15 protein-coding genes are annotated in these 20367 nt (G+C 67.4%); 11 read left to right on the top strand and 4 right to left on the bottom strand.

Annotation, left to right across the window (positions count from 1 at the left end; translation table 11 throughout):
• Positions 1 to 49: 49 nt before the first annotated feature.
• The 4 genes from ettA (at position 50) to Q9K23_RS03000 (ending at position 7993) form a co-directional block, all read left to right on the top strand.
• Positions 50 to 1723, top strand: coding sequence for an energy-dependent translational throttle protein EttA (gene ettA / locus Q9K23_RS03015; RefSeq protein ID WP_053778771.1), 1674 nt, complete (start codon positions 50 to 52; stop codon positions 1721 to 1723).
• Positions 1724 to 1969: 246 nt separating this feature from the next.
• Positions 1970 to 6790: an NAD-glutamate dehydrogenase gene (locus Q9K23_RS03010; protein WP_053778770.1), complete on the top strand. Its 4821-nt coding sequence runs from the start codon at positions 1970 to 1972 to the stop codon at positions 6788 to 6790.
• A 52-nt stretch (positions 6791 to 6842) separates the two neighbouring features.
• Positions 6843 to 7289: a thioesterase family protein gene (locus Q9K23_RS03005; RefSeq protein WP_020791772.1), complete on the top strand. Its 447-nt coding sequence runs from the start codon at positions 6843 to 6845 to the stop codon at positions 7287 to 7289.
• Entirely contained in the window at positions 7286 to 7993 is a 708-nt protein-coding gene (locus Q9K23_RS03000) for a hypothetical protein (protein ID WP_053778769.1), read from the top strand. The genes Q9K23_RS03005 and Q9K23_RS03000 overlap by 4 nt, the downstream gene beginning before the upstream one ends.
• Before the next feature lie 1492 nt (positions 7994 to 9485).
• Here Q9K23_RS03000 and Q9K23_RS02995 read toward each other — a convergent pair.
• The gene (locus tag Q9K23_RS02995; RefSeq protein WP_261978125.1) at positions 9486 to 11480 is read right to left on the bottom strand and encodes an alpha-amylase family glycosyl hydrolase; all 1995 of its coding nucleotides are present in this window, start codon (positions 11478 to 11480) and stop codon (positions 9486 to 9488) included.
• Between the two features lie 190 nt (positions 11481 to 11670).
• Positions 11671 to 12108, bottom strand: a complete 438-nt coding sequence (locus Q9K23_RS02990; RefSeq protein WP_020791893.1) for a globin — start codon at positions 12106 to 12108, stop codon at positions 11671 to 11673.
• A gap of 185 nt (positions 12109 to 12293) precedes the next feature.
• Here Q9K23_RS02990 and Q9K23_RS02985 point away from each other — a divergent pair, with 185 nt between their 5' ends.
• The 3 genes from Q9K23_RS02985 (at position 12294) to Q9K23_RS02975 (ending at position 13809) form a co-directional block, all read left to right on the top strand.
• Positions 12294 to 12923, top strand: coding sequence for an HNH endonuclease (locus Q9K23_RS02985; protein WP_082366136.1), 630 nt, complete (start codon positions 12294 to 12296; stop codon positions 12921 to 12923).
• A gap of 156 nt (positions 12924 to 13079) precedes the next feature.
• Entirely contained in the window at positions 13080 to 13328 is a 249-nt protein-coding gene (locus tag Q9K23_RS02980) for a hypothetical protein (RefSeq protein ID WP_020791896.1), read from the top strand.
• The gene (locus Q9K23_RS02975) at positions 13315 to 13809 is read left to right on the top strand and encodes a DUF5130 domain-containing protein (RefSeq protein ID WP_053778768.1); all 495 of its coding nucleotides are present in this window, start codon (positions 13315 to 13317) and stop codon (positions 13807 to 13809) included. The genes Q9K23_RS02980 and Q9K23_RS02975 overlap by 14 nt, the downstream gene beginning before the upstream one ends.
• Positions 13810 to 13891: 82 nt before the next feature.
• On the opposite strand, the gene pepN is transcribed toward Q9K23_RS02975, so the two are convergent.
• A complete protein-coding gene (gene pepN, locus Q9K23_RS02970) occupies positions 13892 to 16477 on the bottom strand; it encodes an aminopeptidase N (protein WP_053778767.1) in 2586 nt (861 codons plus the stop codon).
• A gap of 279 nt (positions 16478 to 16756) precedes the next feature.
• Between pepN and Q9K23_RS02965 the strand changes: the two genes are divergently transcribed.
• The 3 genes from Q9K23_RS02965 to Q9K23_RS02955 all read left to right on the top strand — a co-directional run bounded on the left by Q9K23_RS02965 (position 16757) and on the right by Q9K23_RS02955 (position 18751).
• Complete coding sequence (locus tag Q9K23_RS02965; protein WP_053778781.1) at positions 16757 to 17365, top strand: DsbA family protein; 609 nt, start codon at positions 16757 to 16759, stop codon at positions 17363 to 17365.
• A 99-nt stretch (positions 17366 to 17464) separates the two neighbouring features.
• Positions 17465 to 17938, top strand: coding sequence for a ribose-5-phosphate isomerase (locus Q9K23_RS02960; protein WP_020791159.1), 474 nt, complete (start codon positions 17465 to 17467; stop codon positions 17936 to 17938).
• A gap of 9 nt (positions 17939 to 17947) precedes the next feature.
• Positions 17948 to 18751, top strand: coding sequence for a zinc finger domain-containing protein (locus tag Q9K23_RS02955; protein WP_020791580.1), 804 nt, complete (start codon positions 17948 to 17950; stop codon positions 18749 to 18751).
• 112 nt (positions 18752 to 18863) lie between these two features.
• Here the strand turns inward: Q9K23_RS02955 and Q9K23_RS02950 are convergent, their stop codons facing one another.
• Positions 18864 to 19022 (bottom strand): hypothetical protein, encoded by a 159-nt coding sequence (locus Q9K23_RS02950; RefSeq protein ID WP_020791582.1) that lies wholly within the window; start codon positions 19020 to 19022, stop codon positions 18864 to 18866.
• Positions 19023 to 19217: 195 nt separating this feature from the next.
• On the opposite strand from Q9K23_RS02950, the gene Q9K23_RS02945 reads away from it, so the two are divergent.
• Positions 19218 to 20210 carry a PE-PPE domain-containing protein gene (locus Q9K23_RS02945; protein ID WP_020791583.1) on the top strand — a complete coding sequence of 331 codons (993 nt, stop codon included), beginning with the start codon at positions 19218 to 19220 and terminating at the stop codon, positions 20208 to 20210.
• Positions 20211 to 20367: the final 157 nt, after the last annotated feature.

Below are 20367 nucleotides of genomic sequence, written 5' to 3'. Positions count from 1 at the left end.
CACGACCCCCGCTCGGTAGCATGTATGCCGGGGTAGAAAGGCTTTAGCTGTGGCTGAGTTCATTTACACAATGAAGAAGGTGCGCAAGGCGCACGGCGACAAGGTCATCCTCGACGACGTCACCATGTCCTTCTTCCCGGGCGCCAAGATCGGCGTGGTGGGCCCCAACGGCGCCGGTAAGTCCTCGATCCTGAAGATCATGGCGGGTCTGGACCAGCCGTCCAACGGTGAGGCCTTCCTCGATCCCGAGGCCACCGTCGGCATCCTGCTGCAGGAGCCGCCGCTCAACGAGGAGAAGACGGTCAAGCAGAACGTCGAGGAGGGCCTCGGCGAGATCAAGGTCAAGCTCGACCGGTTCAACGAGATCGCCGAACTGATGGCCACCGACTACTCCGACGAGCTGATGGAGGAGATGGGCAAGCTCCAGGAGGAGCTCGACCACGCCGACGCCTGGGACCTCGACAGCCAGCTCGAGCAGGCGATGGACGCGCTGCGTTGCCCGCCGGCCGACTCCCCGGTGACCCACCTGTCCGGTGGTGAGCGCCGCCGCGTCGCACTGTGCAAGCTGCTGCTCAGCAAGCCCGACCTACTGCTCCTCGACGAGCCCACCAACCACCTCGACGCCGAGAGTGTGCTCTGGCTCGAGCAGTTCCTCGCGAGCTACCCGGGCGCCGTCCTGGCCGTCACCCACGACCGGTACTTCCTCGACCACGTCGCCGAGTGGATCTGTGAGGTCGACCGCGGCAAGCTGCACCCGTACGAGGGCAACTACTCCACCTACCTGGAGAAGAAGGCCGAGCGCCTCGAGGTGCAGGGCAAGAAGGACCAGAAGCTGCAGAAGCGCCTCAAGGAGGAGCTCGCCTGGGTCCGTTCCGGTGCCAAGGCCCGCCAGACCAAGAACAAGGCACGTCTGGCGCGGTACGAGGAGATGGCGATCGAGGCGGAGAAGACCCGCAAGCTCGACTTCGAGGAGATCCAGATCCCGACGCCGCCGCGTCTGGGCGACATCGTGGTGGAGGTCTCGCACCTCGACAAGGGCTTCGAGGGTCGCGTCCTGATCAAGGACCTGTCGTTCACGCTGCCGCGCAACGGCATCGTCGGCGTGATCGGCCCGAACGGTGTCGGTAAGACCACACTGTTCAAGACCATCGTCGGACTCGAGCAGCCCGACTCCGGGTCGGTCAAGGTCGGCGAGACGGTCAAGCTGAGCTACGTCGACCAGAGCCGCGCCAACATCGACCCCAAGAAGACGGTGTGGGAGGTCGTCTCCGACGGACTCGACTACATCGAGGTCGGCCAGAACGAGATGCCCTCACGTGCCTACGTGTCGGCCTTCGGGTTCAAGGGCCCGGATCAGCAGAAGCGGTCGGAGGTGCTCTCCGGTGGTGAGCGCAACCGCCTCAACCTGGCGCTCACCCTCAAGGAGGGCGGCAACCTGATCCTGCTCGACGAGCCGACCAACGACCTCGACGTCGAGACCCTCGGCTCGCTGGAGAACGCGCTGGAGAAGTTCCCCGGTTGCGCCGTCGTGATCTCCCACGACCGCTGGTTCCTCGACCGCACCTGTACCCACATCCTGGCGTGGGAGGGCAATGTCGAAGAAGGACAGTGGTTCTGGTTCGAGGGCAACTTCGAGGCCTACGAGGCCAACAAGGTCGAGCGCCTGGGCGCCGATGCGGCCCGCCCGCACCGGGTGACCCACCGCAAGCTCACCCGCGACTGACCTCACGAGTCGTAACCGACGGCCCCGGCGCACAGATGTGCGCCGGGGCCGTCGGCGTCCTGCGGCAGACCCGCACTCGCCGACCCGTGTCGCCCCCGCACGCGGCCGGCGCGCACGGCCCGTCGGATATGTCCGCCGATACCCGTTGAGTTCCGGCCGCGAGGCCGCGAAAAGGCTAGGCTCGCGAGTGAGGCCGCAGGTTCCGGTCGCGGCGCCACCGGTTGCCCGTGAGGGGATGATTTTTCGTTGTCTGACGTTATTTCGCTTCTGCCACAGGTCATTCCGAACTATCTTGCCGCGTCGGTCGGTGCGGTCGGCGACACCGGCCACCACGGTCGGGACACGATCGACCCGGATACGCTCGACACCGACGCGGTGGAGCGGATCCGTCGCCATCTCGAGATCGCCGGCGTTCGGGCGCCCGGGCAGTCGATCGTCGACGTCACCACCGCGTCGTCCGGCGGCACCGAGGTCGTGGTGGTCAACGACGACATGCCGCTGCTGGTCGAGGCGGTGCTGGCGACCCTGGAAGGCCACGGGCTCAGCGCGGTGCGGATCGATCACCCGATCCTGTCGGTGACCCGCGATGCGGGCGGGGTGCTCACCGATGTGTCCGGGGTCCGCAGCGGAACCCTCGAGTCGTGGATCTCGGTGTCGGCGCTGACCACCCACGGCCGGATCGACGACGCCCGGTTGCGCACCGACCTGCTCGACGTGATCGGCCGGGTCGCCGATGTCGACGAGGACGCCGGATCGATGCGGACCGCACTCGGTGCGTGCGCATCGGCCTGCGCCGCCGACCGGCCCGCCGACGTCGCCGGTCTCACCGCCGACGAGCGCGGGGAGTACGCCCGGCTGCTCGAATGGTTCGCGGGCAACCACTTCGTGCCCCTCGGCAGTGCACGGATCGATGCGTCCGGCCATGCCGATGCCCGGTTGGGCATCTACCGGCCCGGGGGTGTGGAGCCGGAGTTCCCGTTGGTCACCGAGACGCCGATGGCCCCGCGGATCACCCGGGTCCACCTTGAGACCGGAATCCAGCGCTCCGACTTCCCGATCCTGCTCCAGGTGCCCACCTTCGACGCCGGCGGCACCCACACCGGTGAGTATCGCTTCCTGGGTACGTTCACTCCGTCCGGCCTGCACCAGACCGTCCAGGACGTACCGGTCCTGCGACGCAAGGTCGACGAGGTGATCGCCTACGCCGGCGTCGACGACGACTCGTTCGCCGGGCAGTCGATGATCGAACTGCTGCAGAACTATCCGCTGGTGGAGATGTTCGAGTCCAGTGCCGCGCAGCTGCACCGCCGACTCGAGGAGATGCTCGACGCGGTGGCCACCCGGTCGCTGCGTGTCTTCCTGCGGATCAACCCCGACGGTGAGGCGGCCACCGCACTCATCTACCTGCCGCGCGACCGCTACAACACCGTCGTGCGGCTCGCCCTGCAGAACGCCGTGACCGACGCCCTGCACGGATCGGCGCTGGAGTACTCCGCGCGGGTCAGCGAGATGCCCCTCGCGCAATTGCAGGTCATGGTGCGCATCGACCCGGAACTGGCGCGGTCGTGGGGCCCGGGCGACATCGGCACACCGCTGCACCGGCAACTGCAGGCGAGTCTGTCCGAGGCGATCCGCAGTTGGGACGAGCGTGTCCGTGAACTGATCGGCACCGCCGGTGACGGGATGGTCACCATGCCGCGCGGCGGGGCCGACGCGATGCTGCGGCTGATCGGATCGCTGCCGACGGACTACAAGGACCAGCGTGACCCGGCCGCCGCCGTCGGCGATCTGGCCCAGGTCGCCGGGCTCCGGCCGGGGGATCTGGCGGTGGCCCTGCGACAGCCGGGCGACGGCCGCGCCGAGGACGCGGGTGCCTGGGACTTCGCGCTCTACCTCTGCGGCGAGACCGCCACCCTGACCGACGTGTTGCCGGTGCTGCACAGCCTCGGCCTCGACGTCATCGACGAGCATCCCTACACGCTCGTGCGTCCGGACGGACAGTCCTGCCACGTCTACGAGTTCGCCGTCACCCTGGCCGCGGGGATGTCGGTGTACGCCCCCGACGGGCACGATGATCTGCCGCAACGCTTCACCCAGGCGTTCAGTCAGGTGTGGCGCGGGCGGGCGGAGGTGGACCGCTACAACGAACTGGTCATGCGGTGCGGGCTGGACTGGCGGTCGGCGGCGATGCTGCGTGCCTACGGCGGCTACCTACGGCAATGCGGATTCCCGTACAGCACAGACCATGTGGCCTCCACTCTGGGACGCCATGTGGACGTGACCCGCGGACTCGTCGCCCTGTTCGACGCGTCGTTCAGCCCGGTCCTGGCCGACGTCGCGCGGCGCGAATGGGTACTGGCCCGGCTGCGTACCGACGTCGGCGCGGTGATCAGCCTGGACGCCGATCGCATCGTGTCGGCGTTCACCGCCCTGGTCATCGCCACCGACCGCACCAATTTCTTCGTCACCGACAGCGGTGACGCGGGACCGGCGATCTGCGGTGACGACGGAAACGGGCACCGCCCGGTGATGTCGTTCAAGCTACGGCCGCGCGACATCCCGCAGGCGCCGGAACCCCGTCCGCTGCACGAGATCTACGTGTACTCGCCACGTGTGCAGGGGGTGCACCTCCGATTCGGTGACGTGGCCCGCGGTGGCCTGCGATGGTCGGACCGCCGGGAGGACTTCCGCACCGAGATCCTCGGTCTGGTCAAGGCACAGGCGGTCAAGAACGCGGTGATCGTGCCGGTCGGGGCGAAAGGCGGATTCGTGCTGACCCACCCGCCGGCCCCCACCGGGGACACCACCACCGACCGGGAGGCGTTGCGGGCCGAGGGAATCGAGTGCTATCGGATGTTCATCTCCGGGCTGCTCGACGTCACCGACAACATCGACCGGGCCACCGGCATGATCGTCCCGGCACGGTCGGTGATCCGCCGTGACGCCGACGACCCGTATCTCGTCGTCGCAGCCGACAAGGGCACGGCGTCGTTCTCCGACATCGCCAACGATGTCGCCGCGCACTACGGCTTCTGGCTGGGTGATGCGTTCGCGTCGGGTGGATCGGCGGGCTACGACCACAAAGAGATGGGCATCACCGCCCGCGGCGCATGGGAATCGGTCAAGCGGCACTTCCGCGAGATCGGTGTGGACACCCAGACCCAGGACTTCACCGTCGTCGGCATCGGCGACATGAGCGGTGACGTCTTCGGCAACGGCATGCTGCTCAGCCGCCACATCCGGCTCGTCGCCGCCTTCGACCATCGCCACGTCTTCATCGACCCGACCCCGGATGCGGCCCTGTCCTACACCGAGCGGGCACGGCTGTTCGCCCTGCCCCGGTCGTCGTGGGCCGACTACGATCCGGCGCTGATCAGTGCCGGCGGCGGGGTGTGGTCACGCGAGCTCAAGTCCATCCCGATCGGTGAACAGATCCGCGCGGCACTGGGTCTGGCCGACGACGTCACCGAACTGTCACCGCCGGAACTGATCCGGGCGGTCCTGCTGGCGCCGGTCGACCTGCTGTGGAACGGCGGCATCGGCACCTATGTGCGGGCCGGTACCGAGTCCGATGCGGAGGTCGGCGACAAGGCCAACGACGCGATCCGGGTGACCGGTGACCAACTGCGGGTCACGGTGATCGGCGAAGGCGGCAACCTCGGGGTGACCGAGCGCGGTCGGATCGAGTTCGACCTCGCCGGCGGCCGGGTGAACACCGATGCGATGGACAACTCCGCCGGGGTCGACTGCTCCGACCACGAGGTGAACATCAAGATCCTGCTCGACGCCGCGGTGTCGGCGGGGACGCTGGCGGCGGCCGACCGGAATCCGCTGCTGGAGTCGATGACCGACGAGGTCTCCGGGCTGGTGCTGGCCGACAACATCTCACAGAACTCCGAACTCGGCTTCTGCCGTGCCTTCTCGGGGGTGCGGGTGGACGTGCACTGCCGGATGCTCGATGCGCTGGCCCGCCGCGGCGTCGACCTTCATCTGGAGGCGCTGCCGGATTCGACGCAGTTGCGCAAGCGGATTGGTTCCGAGGTGGCCCGGGGCCTGACCAGCCCGGAACTCGCCACCCTGATGGCGCACGTCAAGCTGGCGACGAAATCCGATCTGCTGGCCACCGACCTGCCCGACAACGACGCCTTCGACGACCGGCTGCACGGGTATTTCCCGGTGCCGCTGCGGGATCGGTTCACCGGTGCCATCCACGCCCACCGTCTGCGCCGCGAGATCGTGACCACGGTTCTGGTCAACGACGTCGTCGACCGTGCCGGGATCACCCACCTGTTCCGGCTCGCGGAGGCCACCGGGGCGTCCACCGACGAGGCGGTGCGCGCCTTCGTCGTCGCCGAGCGCGTGTTCGGGATGCCCGATCTGCTGGAGCGGGTGCAGTCGTCGTCGGCGTCGATCGAGGCGGTCGACGAGATGATGCTGTATGCGCGGCGCCTGGTCTTCCGGGCGTCGCGGTGGCTGCTGGCGTTCCGGCCGCAGCCGCTGGCGCTGAACGCAGAGGTCACGCGCTACGGCGAATACGTCGGCTCTCTGACGGCATTGCTGGACAGCTGGTTCGGGACGGGTTCGGCCCACGACGTCGACACCCGGGTTGCGCATTACCAGTCACTGGGTGTGCCACCGGATCTCGCGCACGATGTGGCGATCAGCCTGCACCGCTTCTGCCTGCTCGACATCATCGACACCGCCGAGATCTCCGATCGCGACCCGGTGGAGGCCGGTGAGCTGTACTTCGCGGTGATGGAGCACTTCGGTCTCGAGGAACTGCTCACCGCGGTGTCCGAACTCGAACACGGTGACCGGTGGCATGCGTTGGCGCGGTTAGCGCTTCGCGACGACATGCACGGCGCGCTGCGGGCCCTGACCTTGGCGATCCTGGCGCACAGCGAGCCCGACGAGCCAGTGTCGGAGAAGATCGCCGAGTGGGAGGCGTCCAACTCCGGACGGCTCGCCCGCGTGCGCGCGATGCTCGCCGAGATCGAGGATTCGGGGAACCTCGACCTCGCCACCCTGTCGGTGGCCGCGCGGCAACTCCGTAGTGTTATTCGTTGACCGGGCTCGACCCGGCGCCGGGTGACCGGACGGACGCGACGAAGGGAACGGTGTGCTCTACGAGGACGAGGGAACGACGACCGAGCGCGGATATGTCGTCAAGGTGCCGGTCCGCTGGTCGGATATGGATGTGTTCGCCCACATCAACCACGCTCGGATGGTGACCCTCCTGGAGGAGGCCCGGATCCCGTGGCTGTTCTACGACGACCGTCCGACCGCCGATCTGCGGCACGGCTGCGTCGTCTCCGATCTGCACGTCCGGTATCAGCAGCAGGTCCGCCACGACGAGGGGCCGATCTCGGTCACGATGTTCGTCGAGAAGGTGCGAGCGGTGGACTTCACCGTCGGCTACGAGGTGCGGCCCGACGGTGCCGCCCCCGATGCCAAGCCCGCGGTGGTGGCCACGACCCAGCTCGTCGCCTTCGACGTGGATGCGCAGCGGCTGCGTCGGCTGACTCCCGAGGAACGCGGCTACCTCGAACGATTCGTGCGGCCATGACCGGTCCGGAGCGGTTCATCACGGTCGGCGGCGACGGCGATCGTGCCGATGCCCTGGCCTTTCTGGCGCGGGTATCGGCACTCGACGACGCCGCTGTGATCCGGGTGGCGCAGCGCCCCGATGGTTTGATCGGGCTGTGGTCCAACACCGGTTTCGACGTGCTCGCCACCCGCGCCGTGTTCGGCCGGATGGCGCCGCAGGACCTGGTGTGCGACGCGGCGATGCTGCGTTCGGCCCTGTCCGCAACCGATCCCGGTGGTGTCGTCGACCCGGGCATGCCCTTCGACTCCGCCTGGCGCGGGGCGCTGCCCCTGCTCACCGGGTTCCAGCAGGTCGACGACGTGCCGGCACGTGCGGTGGTGGGTCTGGCCCGCGACGGCGCCCGGCTGGCGCGTGAGGAGGGGAGCGCCCACGGTCCGGCGACCGGCGTCCTCGACCAGGAGGTCCTCGAGGTGACCTCCGACGACGGTCGTCTGCGCGCCGGAGTGATCATGCGATCGTTGTTCGCCCTCACCGCCATGGGTTTCATCCGTGACCGTGACGGTCATGCGATCACCGCCGATGCCGGCGCCGACACCATCGATGCCGACGAGCCGGTACGAATCCGGATGTCAGCAGCCTGGATTCGCATCGACGCCCGATTCGGCACGGTCTATCAGCGACGTCACCGGGACCTGAGCGTGTCGGTGCTGCCGTCATCATGAGCGTGAATTCGGTGGTTGAGCTAGGGTCGGAGCTGAAACACATCCACTCGTCGTTGGCTCGACCATCCATGGTGACAACTGAATTCGGTGGTTGAGCCGGGACCGAGCATCGCGAGGACCCGTGTCGAAACCTTGGTGGGTTGCTTCGGGTGGTGACCACCTCGAACGTGGTGGTTGCGTTCCGAGTTCGGCTGTCTGAGGTTTCGACTCGTCTCGTCGCTTCGCTCCTCATCGGCTCAACCATCCATGGTGGTGTGCTTCGTGGTTGAAATTGCAATGGTGGCAGCGTTTTTCGGTGGTTGAGCCGGGACCGAGCATCGCGAGGACCCGTGTCGAAACCTTGGTGGGTTGCTTCGGGTGGTGACCACCTCGAACGTGGTGGTTGCGTTCCGAGTTCGGCTGTCTGAGGTTTCGACTCGTCTCGTCGCTTCGCTCCTCGTCGGCTCAACCATCCATGGTGGTGTGCTTCGTGGTTGAAATTGCAATGGTGGCAGCGTTTTTGGGTGGTTGAGCCGGGACCGAGTATTGCGAGGACCCGTGTCGAAACCTTGGTGGGGTGCTTCGGGTGGTGACCACTTCGGATGTGGTTGTGTTCCGAGTTCGGCTGGCTGAGGTTTCGACTCGTCTCGTCGCTTCGCTCCTCGTCGGCTCAACCATCCATGGGGGCAACCGAATTGGGCGGTTGAGCCGGGACCGAGCATCGCGAGGACCCGTATCGAAACCTTGGTAGGCCGCCTCGGGTGGTGGTCACCTCGGATGTGGTTGCGTCCCGAGTTCGGCCGTCTGAGATTTCGACACGCCTCGTCGCTTCGCTCCTCGTCGGCTCAACCATCCATGGTGGTGTGCTTCGTGGTTGAAATTGCAATGGTGGCAGCGTTTTTGGGTGGTTGAGCCGGGACCGAGCATCGCGAGGACCCGTGTCGAAACCTTGGTGGGTTGCTTCGGGTGGTGACCACCTCGAACGTGGTGGTTGCGTCCCGAGTTCGGCCGTCTGAGATTTCGACACGCCTCGTCGCTTCGCTCCTCGTCGGCTCAACCATCCATGGTGGTGTGCTTCGTGGTTGAAATTGCAATGGTGGCAGCGTTTTCGGGTGGTTGAGCCGGGACCGAGTATTGCGAGGACCCGTGTCGAAACCTTGGTGGGGTGCTTCGGGTGGTGACCACTTCGGATGTGGTTGTGTTCCGAGTTCGGCTTGCTGAGGTTTCGACTCGTCTCGTCGCTTCGCTCCTCGTCGGCTCAACCATCCATGGGGGCAACCGAATTGGGTGGTTGAGCCGGGACCGAGCATCGCGAGGACCCGTGTCGAAACCTTGGTGGGTTGCTTCGGGTGGTGACCACCTCGAACGTGGTGGTTGCGTCCCGAGTTCGGCCGTCTGAGATTTCGACACGCCTCGTCGCTTCGCTCCTCGTCGGCTCAACCATCAACTGCAGCAGCGTCTTTGGAACTTAAGCGACGCAGGGTTGTGTTCCGGGTTCGGCTCGGCCGGTCTCTCAGACCAACCAGGCGGCGGCGTTCGGTGCGAGGTGACCGTCGACGAGCGGTGCGCTCACCAGCAGGAGCTCTCCGTGCGGCAGGGGCACCGGGGCGTCGCTCGCGTTGAGTGCGCAGATCAGCCTGCCCTCCGAGCGACGGAATGCCAGGCAACCCTCGGGGGCTCCGTACCACTCCACCTGCGTCCCGGCGAACTCCGGTCGCTCCGACCGCAGGTCGATGGCCTGCCGGTACAGCGACAGCGTCGAGGTGATGTCCTCGAGTTCGGTCTCGACGGTGAACCGCGACCACGACTCGGGGAGCGGCAGCCAGGTCTGTGATGACGAACTGAACCCGAACGGCGGTTCGTTGCCCTCCCACGGAAGCGGTACACGGCATCCGTCGCGGCCGCGCTCGGTGTGTCCGGACCGCTCCCACACCGGATCCTGCAACACCTCGTCGGGCAGATCCACGTTCGGCAGGCCCAGCTCGGCGCCGTTGTAGATGAACACCGAACCCGGCAGTGCCAACTCCACCAGGGCCATCGCGCGGGCGCGGGCGATGCCGAGTTCGAGGTCGGGCCGGGCATCGGTGTCACCGACCGGGCGGCCGTAACGGGTCACCTCGCGCTCGACGTCGTGATTGCTCAACGTCCACGTCGGCGTGCCCGCCACCGACACCACTGCATCCAGGGAGTTCTCGATCGCATCACGGATCTCGTCGGCGTCGAAAGCGGCCTTGGCGAGCCGGAAGTTGAAGCCGAGATGCAGCTCGTCGGGACGCAGGTACTCGGCGAACCGCTCGTTGTCCTCGACCCAGATCTCGCCGACGTTGGCCGCGCCCGGGTACTCGTCGAGCACGGCGCGGATCTTGCGGTGGATGTCATGCACCGCATAGTTGTTGAACCGCGGATCGTCGTCGTCGTTCTGCAGCAGACGGGTGGACTCGAGGTCCATGTCCGGAAGATCCTCGGGCTTGGCCATGCCGTGGGCCACGTCGATCCGGAAACCGTCGACACCGCGATCGAGCCAGAAACGCAAGGTGGTCTCGAGATCGTCCCAGACCTCGGGATTCTCCCAGTTCAGATCCGGCTGCTCGGCGGCGAAGATGTGCAGATACCACTGGCCGGGAGTGCCGTCGGACTCGGTGACGCGCGTCCACGCGGGACCGCCGAAGACGCTGTGCCAGTTGTTCGGTGGCTCGTCGCCGCCCTCGCCGATCCCGTCGCGGAAGATGTAGCGGCCGCGCTCGGGACTGCCGGGGCCGGCAGCGAGCGCGGCGGTGAACCACTCGTGCTGGTCGCTGGTGTGATTGGGCACCAGATCCATCGTCACGCGGATGTCGCGGTCGTGCGCCTCGGCGATCAGATCGTCGAAGTCCTCGAGATCACCGAACAGTGGATCGATGTCACGCGGATCGGAGACGTCGTAGCCGTGGTCGGCCATCGGCGAACGCATGATCGGCGACAACCAGAGCGCGTCGATGCCGAGCAACTCCAGGTAGCCGAGCTTGTCGATGACGCCGGCCAGATCGCCGACACCGTCGCCGTCGAGATCGGAGAACGACCGCGGATAGATCTGGTAGAAGATCGCCGACCGCCACCAGGTGTCGTCGGCGGGGTCGAGCTGGGGGACCGTCGGGAAGGCGCCCCCGGGGATCGGCGTGGGGCTGACCGCTTCCCGGTCGAACTGCTCGGGTTCGATCGTCTCTGGCCCGATCGGCTCGGGCACGTCGTCGGTGGCCGGGTGATCGTCGGCGGCCGGACCCGCGGCCGGGACGACCTCACGGGTGATCGCGTCATCCGCGTCATCCGCGGCGGACTGGGCAGACTCGGAAACCGGCTCGTCACCTGCGGATTCATCGGCGGGCTCACCGGCGGAGGTGACCGCATCCGGCTCATCGGCAGGCTCGGCCGGTTCCACGTCCGAATCGGGCTCGGCATGCGCGTCGGTCGGCCCGTCGTCGGGGACGAGATCGGCGGGCTCCACCGGGTCAGAAGGCCTCTCGTCGGTCACCGGCGAGTCGGCGGTGAGGGAGTCCTCGGGGGCGGCATCACCCGCCGGGCCGAGTGGCCCGCCGTCGGGACCTGCGACGGGGCCTTCGCTCGATGTCTCATCACTCACGTCGCAATTCTCTACCACCTGAACCACAGGTTGAGGAATCCTGGGGGGTACGGCGGGTCGCAGAGCGATGCGCAAACGCGGGTCAGACCGCCGAGTTCATCATCGACTGTGCGGCCATCTCCATGTAGTCGACCAGTGCCCGACGATGCGCGTCGTCGAGGGTGTCGGCGTCGATGGATGCGATCGCGATGTGCATGCAACGCAGCCAGGCGTCACGTTCGATCGGGCCGATCGTGAACGGCATGTGCCGCATCCGCAGCCGAGGGTGGCCGCGCTCGTCGGAGTAGGTGCGGGGTCCGCCCCAGTACTGCTCGAGGAACATCCGCATGCGGCGCTCGGCCGGACCGAGGTCGGCCTCGGGGTACAGGGGGCGCAAGATCTCGTCCTTGGCCACCTCGACATAGAACGTGCGGGTCAGCCGCACGAAGGTGTCATGACCGCCGACCTCGTCATAGAACGAACGCGGGGTCGGCTGGTCTTCGGGCTGCGCGTGCGGGGGCTGTCCACTCACACCGCACATTGTCCTCCAGTGTCGCCGACGCGTTCAAACCGCGACCCGCCGACGCGTTGCGGCGGATCGTCAGGTGACCCTGCGGCCACGCGCTGTTCACACAAACGACCTGCATCGACACCCAGAATTGTCGTGCAGACCCGGCCTCGCCGTGTTCCACTTGACCAGTCCGGTGGAAGTACACGGGAGGCTGGATGACACGCAGAGGCCAACGGCATGTCGGTGAGGTCACGACGCTGCGTGGAGTGCGTCACACCGATCCGCCGATCCTCGACGCCCCGACCGAGCCGCGTGACTCGACCTCGCTCTGGGGTCGCCGTCGGGTCCTGCTGCTCAACGCCACCTTCGAACCGCTCACCGCGGTCTCCCTGCGCCGCGCGATCGTGCTGGTCCTGCGTGAACGCGCCGAGGTGATCCACTCGGCCGGCCCCGGGATGGCCATCCACTCCGCCGACACGGTGGTCCCCGTGCCCTCGGTGATCCGACTCCGCAGCTACGTCCGCGTGCCCTATCGTGCGGTGATCCCCATGACCCGGGCGGCGCTGATGCACCGCGACCGGTTCCGCTGCGGCTACTGCGGCGCCAAGGCCACCACCATCGACCACGTCCAGCCACGCAGCCGCGGCGGCACCCACTCGTGGGACAACTGCGTGGCGTGCTGCGCGAGCTGTAACCACAAGAAGGCCGACCATCTGCTCAGCGAGATCGGATGGACGTTGCACACCCCGCTGACCGCCCCCAAGGGCAGGCACTGGCGGTTGCTCGCGACGATCAAGGAGATCGACCCGGCCTGGGCCCAGTATCTCGACGCGGGTGCGGCGTGAACGACCCCGAAATCGTCTACGACGCTCTGTAGGCCCCACTGGGACGCAGCGGCATCGGTGGGATAGATTGTTCACACGGCCTGCCGGCGCGGGTGCAGTCCATGGTAGTGACCTGGGCAGATCCGCCGATTGCGGGCGCTGATTCGAAAGGACGTTATGGACAGCTCGATGGTCGGCATCGGAGTCGCCGTCACGGTCATCTGCGTCGTGTTCGTCATCGCTTGTGTGGTCTCGATGGCGTTCTCGTTCGGCGTGAAGTACCCGAAGGTGCAGGAGTACAAGCTCGATCAGCCCTGGACGCACAAGCCGCTGCTGTTCAGTGCCACCGACATCGAGCCGATGGCGCTCCCGCGGCACGCAGAACCGACCGATGTGGATGGAGGCTCGGCCAGTGGCAAGTGGTGACGTAACTCAGGTTCAGGCCGCGGGCGAGGTCAAGCTCTCCCCGGTCACGGCGCTGCCGATGGGCACGGTGATCACCAACAGTGGTCGCGTCTCGGCCGCCCGCTTCCCGGGGCAGACCCCCGACACCCCGCCGTTCTCGCAGTCGGAGCTCATCGCGCTCGACGACGCGCTCAAGGCCGCCAGCGAGAAGGCACTGGTGCGGTTCTCGGTCTATATCGGCGACCTCGGTACCGATCCGGTCGACGAGGCCCGCAAGGTTCTCTCGAAGGCTCCCGAGCCCGCCAACGGTGCGCTCATCGCCGTCTCGCCCAACAGCCACGACGTCGTCGTGGTCTCCGGTGAGAAGGTCGCCGACCGCGTGAACGATCGCGTCGCCCAGCTCGGTGTGACCGCTGCGATCGGCAGCTTCCGCACCGGACATCTGATCGACGGTCTCATCGCGGCCCTGCACGTGGTCGCGACCGCCGCCGCATCGAACTGATCGCGCGGACCACAGGACAACACCACTTCGGCCGCCATCCCCGACGGGATGGCGGCCGAAGTCGTCTCGGCCGCCTCCCGCGCTAGGCGCCGGCGTCGAAGATCCGGGCCCGCTGGGAACGTGCCACCGAATCCCGTCCCTCCGAGATCAGACGCTTGAGGGCCGGCGGATGGTCTGCGGCGAGGAACTCGTCCGCTGCCGCGATCGCCTCGTCGGTCATCGCCCACGACGGGTACAGGCCCACCACCACGGTCTGGGCGACCTCACTCGACCGCCGCGACCAGACGCCCGGCACCGCCTCGAAGTACTTCGTGACGTAGGCGTCGAGCAGATCGGACTGACCCGGACGGGCGAAGCCCTCGATCATCGTGCGGGTGTAGATGTTCGACAGCGAGTCGTCGTCGATCGCCCGCGCCCACGCATCGGCTTTGGCCTCGGGGAGGGGACGCGACGAGCGTGCCGCAGCCGCCTGACGGGTCCCGGCCGCGGTGTTGTCGCGCTCGGCCTCGGCGTCGATCACCGGGGTCGATGCCGGATCGGTGTCGATCGCACCGGCGGTGGCCAGTGCACGCACCAGCTTCCAGCGCAGATCGGCGTCGACGGTCAGCCCGGACAGGCCGTGTGCGGCCGGGTCGTCGCCGTCGAGCAGTCCCTGTGCCACCGGTACCTGATCCTCGGTGAGCCGGCCGGCGAGCAGCGTGTTGACGAAGGCCAGCTGGTGATCGGACCCGGCCTCGGCGCCCCGGGCCAGTTCCAGCAGCCGCGCGGAGAACCCGGGCCGGCCGGTCTGCGCCGCCCACTGCGGGTCGGCATAGGCCTCGATCGCGGTGGTCGCCTGCAGCAGCACCCGCTGCACCACACCGATCTCGGTCTCCGCGGCGATACCGCGCTGTACCAGCTCGACGAAGTCGCGGGCACGCATCTCGGCCTGGCGGGTCATCTCCCACGCCGCCGACCACACCAGGGTGCGCGGCATCGAGTCGGTGATGTCACCGATCCGTGCGGTCGCCGTCGCGAGCGAGTCGGGATCGAGCCGCACCGACGCGTAGGTGAGGTCGTCGTCGTTGATCAGCACCAGCTTGCCGCGGGGGACACCGACGAGTTCGGCGACGTCGGTGCGCTCACCGTCGACGTCGAGCTCGACGCTGTGCGTGCGCTCCAGCGTGCCGGTGGCGGTGTCGTCATAGACACCCACCCGCAGACGGTGTGCGCGACGTTCACCGGCACCCGGTGCGGCACCGTCCTGCACGATGGTGAACCGGGTGAAGGCGCCGTCGGCGTCGAGCTCGAAGTCGGGGCGCATCACGTTGATGCCGGTGGTCTTGAGCCACTGACCACCCCAGTCCGAGAGATCGCGTCCCGACGACTTCTCCAGTGCGGCGAGCAGATCGGCGAACGTGGCGTTCCCGAACCGGTGGGTGGCGAAGTAGTCCCGCAGGCCCGCCAGGAACGGTTCGAGGCCCACATACGACACCAGCTGCTTGAGGACCGATGCGCCCTTGGCGTAGGTGATGCCGTCGAAGTTGACCTCCACCGCGGCGAGGTCGGGGATGTCGGCGGCCACCGGGTGGGTCGAGGGCAACTGGTCCTGGCGGTAGGCCCAGGACTTCTCGACGTTGGCGAAGGTGGTCCAGGCGCTGGTGTACTCGGTGGCCTCGGCCTGGCACAGCACCGAGGCGAAGGTGGCGAAGGACTCGTTGAGCCACAGGTCGTCCCACCACTGCATGGTGACCAGGTCGCCGAACCACATGTGCGCCATCTCGTGCAGCACCGTCTCGGCACGACGCTCGTAGAGGTACTTGGTGACGCGTGACCGGAAGACGTAGTCCTCCAGGAAGGTCACCGCGCCGGCGTTCTCCATGGCGCCCGCGTTGAACTCCGGGACGAACAGCTGGTCGTACTTGCCGAAGGCATAGGGGGTGCCGAAGTTCTTGTGGTAGAACGCGAATCCCTGTTTGGTCTCGGTGAACAGGCGGTCGGCGTCCATGAACTCGGCCAGTGAACCGCGGCAGTAGATGCCCAGCGGGATGGTGCCGTGCTCGTCGGTGTAGGTGTCGGTCCACTCGGCGTACGGGCCGGCGATCAGGGCGACGAGATAGGTGCTCATCACCGCGGTCTCGCGGAACCGGAACACCCCCGGGGTGGCCGCGACGTTCTGCACCAGGGCCGCGTTGGAGATGACCTTCCAGTCCTCGGGTGCGGCGACGGTGAGGGTGTAGGTGGCCTTGAGATCCGGCTGATCGAAACAGGCGAACATGCGCTTGGCGTCGGCGGTCTCGAACTGTGTGTACAGATACACCGAGGAGTCGGTGGGGTCGACGAAGCGGTGCAGACCCTCGCCGGTGTTGGAGTAGGCGCAGTCGGCCACCACGGTGAGCTCGTTCTCGGCGGTCAGATCGGGCAGTGCGATGCCGACCGACTCGTCGAATCCGGAGACGTCGAGGGCGACGCCGTTGAGCGTCGCCGACAGCAGTCGCGGGGCCACCAGGTCGATGAACGTCGACGAGCCGGCGGTCGCGGTGAACGCCACGGTGGTGGTGGACCGGAACGTGTCGACACCGGGTCGGCCGTTGCCGTCGGTCAGATCGAGATCGATGGTGTACGTCGAGACGTCGAGGATGGCGGCGCGCTCGCGGGCCTGGTCGCGGGTGAGATTCGGGGCAGTCACGACGGCCAGCTTAGTCCTGGGCGGCCCGCAGGGGTCGGAATGCGCGGGGCCGTGAGCTGCCGAAGTGCGTCGTTCCGACGGGGTTTCGCGGCGAGCGGAATCCGGTGGCGTCCCCGGGGGTTGAACCGACATGGGGTGTCGACCCGATGCCGCCGCCGCTCGACGAACACTGTCGGCAGGGGAACACTGGTGGCAGACGAACACCGGTGGCAGACGAGCACTGCCGGCGGATGAACGCCGTTCGACCGACGAAGCGAACTGATGAAGGGACCGATGGGGATGTCATCGAAGGATCGTGTGGATTTCTGGTTCGACCCGCTGTGTCCGTGGTGCTGGATCACCTCACGATGGATCCTCGAGGTGGAGAAGGTCCGCGACATCGACGTGAACTTCCACATCATGAGTCTGGCGGTGCTCAACGAGGGCAAGGACATCCCCGAGAGCTACCGTGAGGTGCTCGCACAAGCCTGGCGTCCGGTGCGGGTGATCGCCGCAGCGGCTGCCCAGCACGGCGACGAGATCCTCGCACCGCTTTATGCCGCGATGGGAACACGACTGCACAACAAGCAGATCAAGGACTTCGACGTGGTGATCGCCGAGTCGCTCGCGGAGCTCGATCTCGACGCCGCGCTGGCCGGTGCGGCCGACTCGACCGACTTCGACGAGGCCATCCGGGTCAGTCATCACGAGGGGATGGACAAGGTCGGCGACGACGTGGGTACGCCCACCATCCACATCAACGGCACCGCGTTCTTCGGTCCGGTGCTCTCACGGATCCCGCGCGGGGAGACCGCAGGCACCGTATGGGACGGGGCGGTGGCGCTGGCGTCGTACCCACATTTCTTCGAGCTCAAGCGATCTCGCAACGAGGACCCCGTCTTCGACTGACGCTCCCGGTGCATCGGCCCGCCGTGGAACAACCCACCCGCCGCACCGTGCGGGTGGGTTCTCGGCCGTGGCCGGCAGGCGCCGTTCTATAGTGGCCGCATGCGCGTTTACCTCGGTGGAGACCATGCCGGATTCGAGCTCAAGACGGCGATCGCCGATCATCTGACCAAGGCGGGACACGAGGTGATCGACTGCGGCGCCCACGCCTACGATGCCCTCGACGACTACCCCGCGTTCTGCATCGACGCCGCCAAGAAGGTCGTCGCCGACCCGGGCAGCCTGGGCATCGTGCTCGGCGGCAGCGGCAACGGCGAGCAGATCGCGGCCAACAAGGTGCCCGGTGCGCGCTGTGCGCTCGCCTGGAGCGTCGAGACCGCACAGCTGGCCCGCCAGCACAACAACGCCCAGCTGATGGGTATCGGCGGCCGGATGCACACCACCGAGGAGGCGCTGGCCATCGTCGACGCCTTCCTGGCCACCGAGTGGTCGGAGGAGCCGCGTCACCAGCGTCGCATCGACATCCTCGCCGAGTACGAGAAGACCGGTGTCGCCCCGGCGGTTCCGGAGGCCTGACCGGTCACCGTGCCCGAGGGGCACACGCTGCACCGGCTGGCCTGCCGGCAGCAGAAGATCTTCGGGGGCAGCCGCGTTCGGGTGAGCAGCCCCCAGGGCCGGTTCGCCGACGGTGCCGCCGTCGTCGACGGGATGGAGTTCGCCACGGCGCAGGCCTGGGGCAAACATCTCGTCCAGTACTACCGGGATGGACGTCGCACCGAGATGGTGCACGTCCATCTCGGTCTCTACGGGTCCTTCACCGAGAGTCCGGCTCCGATGGATGCCCCGGTCGGGCAGGTCCGGATGCGGATCGAGGGGTCCGAGATGGGCACCGACCTGCGTGGTCCCGCCGCGTGCGAGCTCTACACCCCGGCGGACCTGGATGCACTGATCGCCCGCCTCGGCCCCGATCCGTTGCGCGCCGACGCAGACCCGGAGCGGGCCTGGACGGCGATCTCCCGCTCGTCACGTCCCGTCGGTGCGTTGCTGATGGATCAGAAAGTGCTCGCCGGGGTCGGCAACGTCTACCGTGCCGAGGTCCTCTTCCGTGCCGGTATCGACCCGATGCTTGCCGGTAAGTCATTGCGGCGCAGCGACTTCGATGCGATCTGGACCGACCTGGTGGCCTTGATGAAGGTCGGGGTGCGGCGTGGACGGATGCATGTGGTGCGTCCGGAGGACGATCACGGACCGGGGTCCTACGCGCGAGACCGTCCACGGACCTATGTCTACCGGCGCACGGGGGAGAAGTGTCGGATCTGTGGCACACCGGTGTCGACCGCGGAGCTCGACGGACGAAATCTCTACTGGTGCAGCAACTGTCAGACCTAGTCGACCTGCTCGCCCGCGCATCGGACGGAGATGGCCGGTCGGTCCGGGTCCGGAAACGACTGTGTCCCGTGATCACCGCTGGTGATCGACGGGACAGGGGTGTCGGTGGGACTCAGCGCTTTTCGAGGCGCTGGGCCATCACCAGGAGCTCGTCGCGCTGGGCTTCTCCGGCGACCTCGTGGATGCGGTCGTAGAGACGGCGCCGGGTGGTGTCGGAGGGCCGGATGCTCTGGGGGGACTGGAAACGTTCACGCAAGCGTGCGAACGACATGGGTACCGCTTCTTTCGCAATTCTCGATAGTGTGTAATCTTTTCTGACTGCTATCCATTGTCCGTGTAACAATTGTGTTACGCAACCGGATCTGACGTGATCTCCCTTACCTTCTGTTGTAGGCCAGTCCGGTTCTCAGCAGACGTTCAGTGCATATGACGGGTGCTCTCATGGACTCCGGCCGACCATGGACCCATGTCGTCAAACCTGATCGAGACCGCCGCCGACGGCAATGGACCGTCGCCGGTACCGGCCGCGGGTCCGATCTCGGTGCTCGTCGTCGGCGGCACCGGCGAGTCCTATTCGGGTGATGTCCGCACGCAGGTGACCGGACTTCTCGAAGCCGTCACCGACGTCCTCGACGACCGGTTCCGGGCGAGGTGGGTGGGCTATCCGGCGAGCTATGGGCCGGCGCCGACGCTGCACGGGATGAGCTACGAGCAGAGTGTGGCCACGGGTGTCGACGCGCTCACCGGCGCTCTCGGTGACTCCATCGGGCCGGTCGTGCTGATCGGGTACTCCCAGGGCGCGGTGGTGATCCGCCGTGTCGTCGCGGCCCTGTGGGGGAGTGCCTCGCCGAGGGCGGCGGTGATTCGGCGACGGATTCTGGCGGTCGGACTGGTCGCCGACCCGCATCAGCCCCCTGGGGTGGTCCCCGGTTGCCGCGGCTGGGGTGTCGCGGGCCCGGGGCCGGCGATCCCCGCCGATCTCCCGATCTGGTGGGTCGGTGCCGCCGACGACATGATCTGCAATGCGGCCTCGGACTCGTACTTCCGCGATGTCGCCGACCTGACCGGCGCCCTGGCCCTGCCCACGACGAGGCGGTGGCTCGGCGTCATGTGGAGGTCGCTGCGCGCCAATGCCTTCCAGAACGCCGAACGAACCCGGTTCGGTCCGCGCCAATGGCGCCGCGACGTCGGGCGTCTGGCGTCGGCACGTCGTGAGGTGCTGGGATATCTGCCACCGGAGATCGCCGTCCCCGGGGTGAGGTTGCACAACCGGCGCGGTGGACGGCACACGTCGTATGCCGCAGAGCCGTATCGGCGCGCACCGGTGACCGACCCGGAGACCACCGGGTGTCAGGCGCTGGCGGGCTGGTTGCAGGTGCAGGCGACGTTCGCCGGGGCGCAGGCGGTCTCGTCGGATCCGATCGAGTCGAGGGATCGGCCGCGGTCCGCGACCCGGTGATCGGCGACCGATGGCACCCCGGTGTCGATCGACTCGAGCGGAGCACCCGCGGTGGATCACCTCCGCGTCGGGTCGGGGCTCCGGATCGAATCACACCGGCGTGCCCGGATGTGCACGGAGGCCCGGTCCCCGTGATGGGGGCCGGGCCTTCGTGACC

The sequence above is a fragment of the Gordonia sp. NB41Y genome, assembly GCF_030718915.1.
Classification (GTDB): Bacteria; Actinomycetota; Actinomycetes; order Mycobacteriales; family Mycobacteriaceae; genus Gordonia; species Gordonia desulfuricans.
This window is presented reverse-complemented; position numbering and strand designations above follow the sequence as displayed.

Excerpts from the sequence above, each read along its gene's own strand:
- Q9K23_RS03000 (WP_053778769.1), top strand. The coding sequence starts at position 7,286 with ATGACCGGTCCGGAGCGGTTCATCACGGTCGGCGGCGACGGCGATCGT.
- Q9K23_RS02990 (WP_020791893.1), bottom strand. The coding sequence starts at position 12,108 with ATGTGCGGTGTGAGTGGACAGCCCCCGCACGCGCAGCCCGAAGACCAG.
- Q9K23_RS02985 (WP_082366136.1), top strand. The coding sequence starts at position 12,294 with ATGACACGCAGAGGCCAACGGCATGTCGGTGAGGTCACGACGCTGCGT.
- Q9K23_RS02980 (WP_020791896.1), top strand. The coding sequence starts at position 13,080 with ATGGACAGCTCGATGGTCGGCATCGGAGTCGCCGTCACGGTCATCTGC.
- Q9K23_RS02965 (WP_053778781.1), top strand. The coding sequence starts at position 16,757 with ATGTCATCGAAGGATCGTGTGGATTTCTGGTTCGACCCGCTGTGTCCG.
- Q9K23_RS02960 (WP_020791159.1), top strand. The coding sequence starts at position 17,465 with ATGCGCGTTTACCTCGGTGGAGACCATGCCGGATTCGAGCTCAAGACG.
- Q9K23_RS02950 (WP_020791582.1), bottom strand. The coding sequence starts at position 19,022 with ATGTCGTTCGCACGCTTGCGTGAACGTTTCCAGTCCCCCCAGAGCATC.
- Q9K23_RS02945 (WP_020791583.1), top strand. The coding sequence starts at position 19,218 with ATGTCGTCAAACCTGATCGAGACCGCCGCCGACGGCAATGGACCGTCG.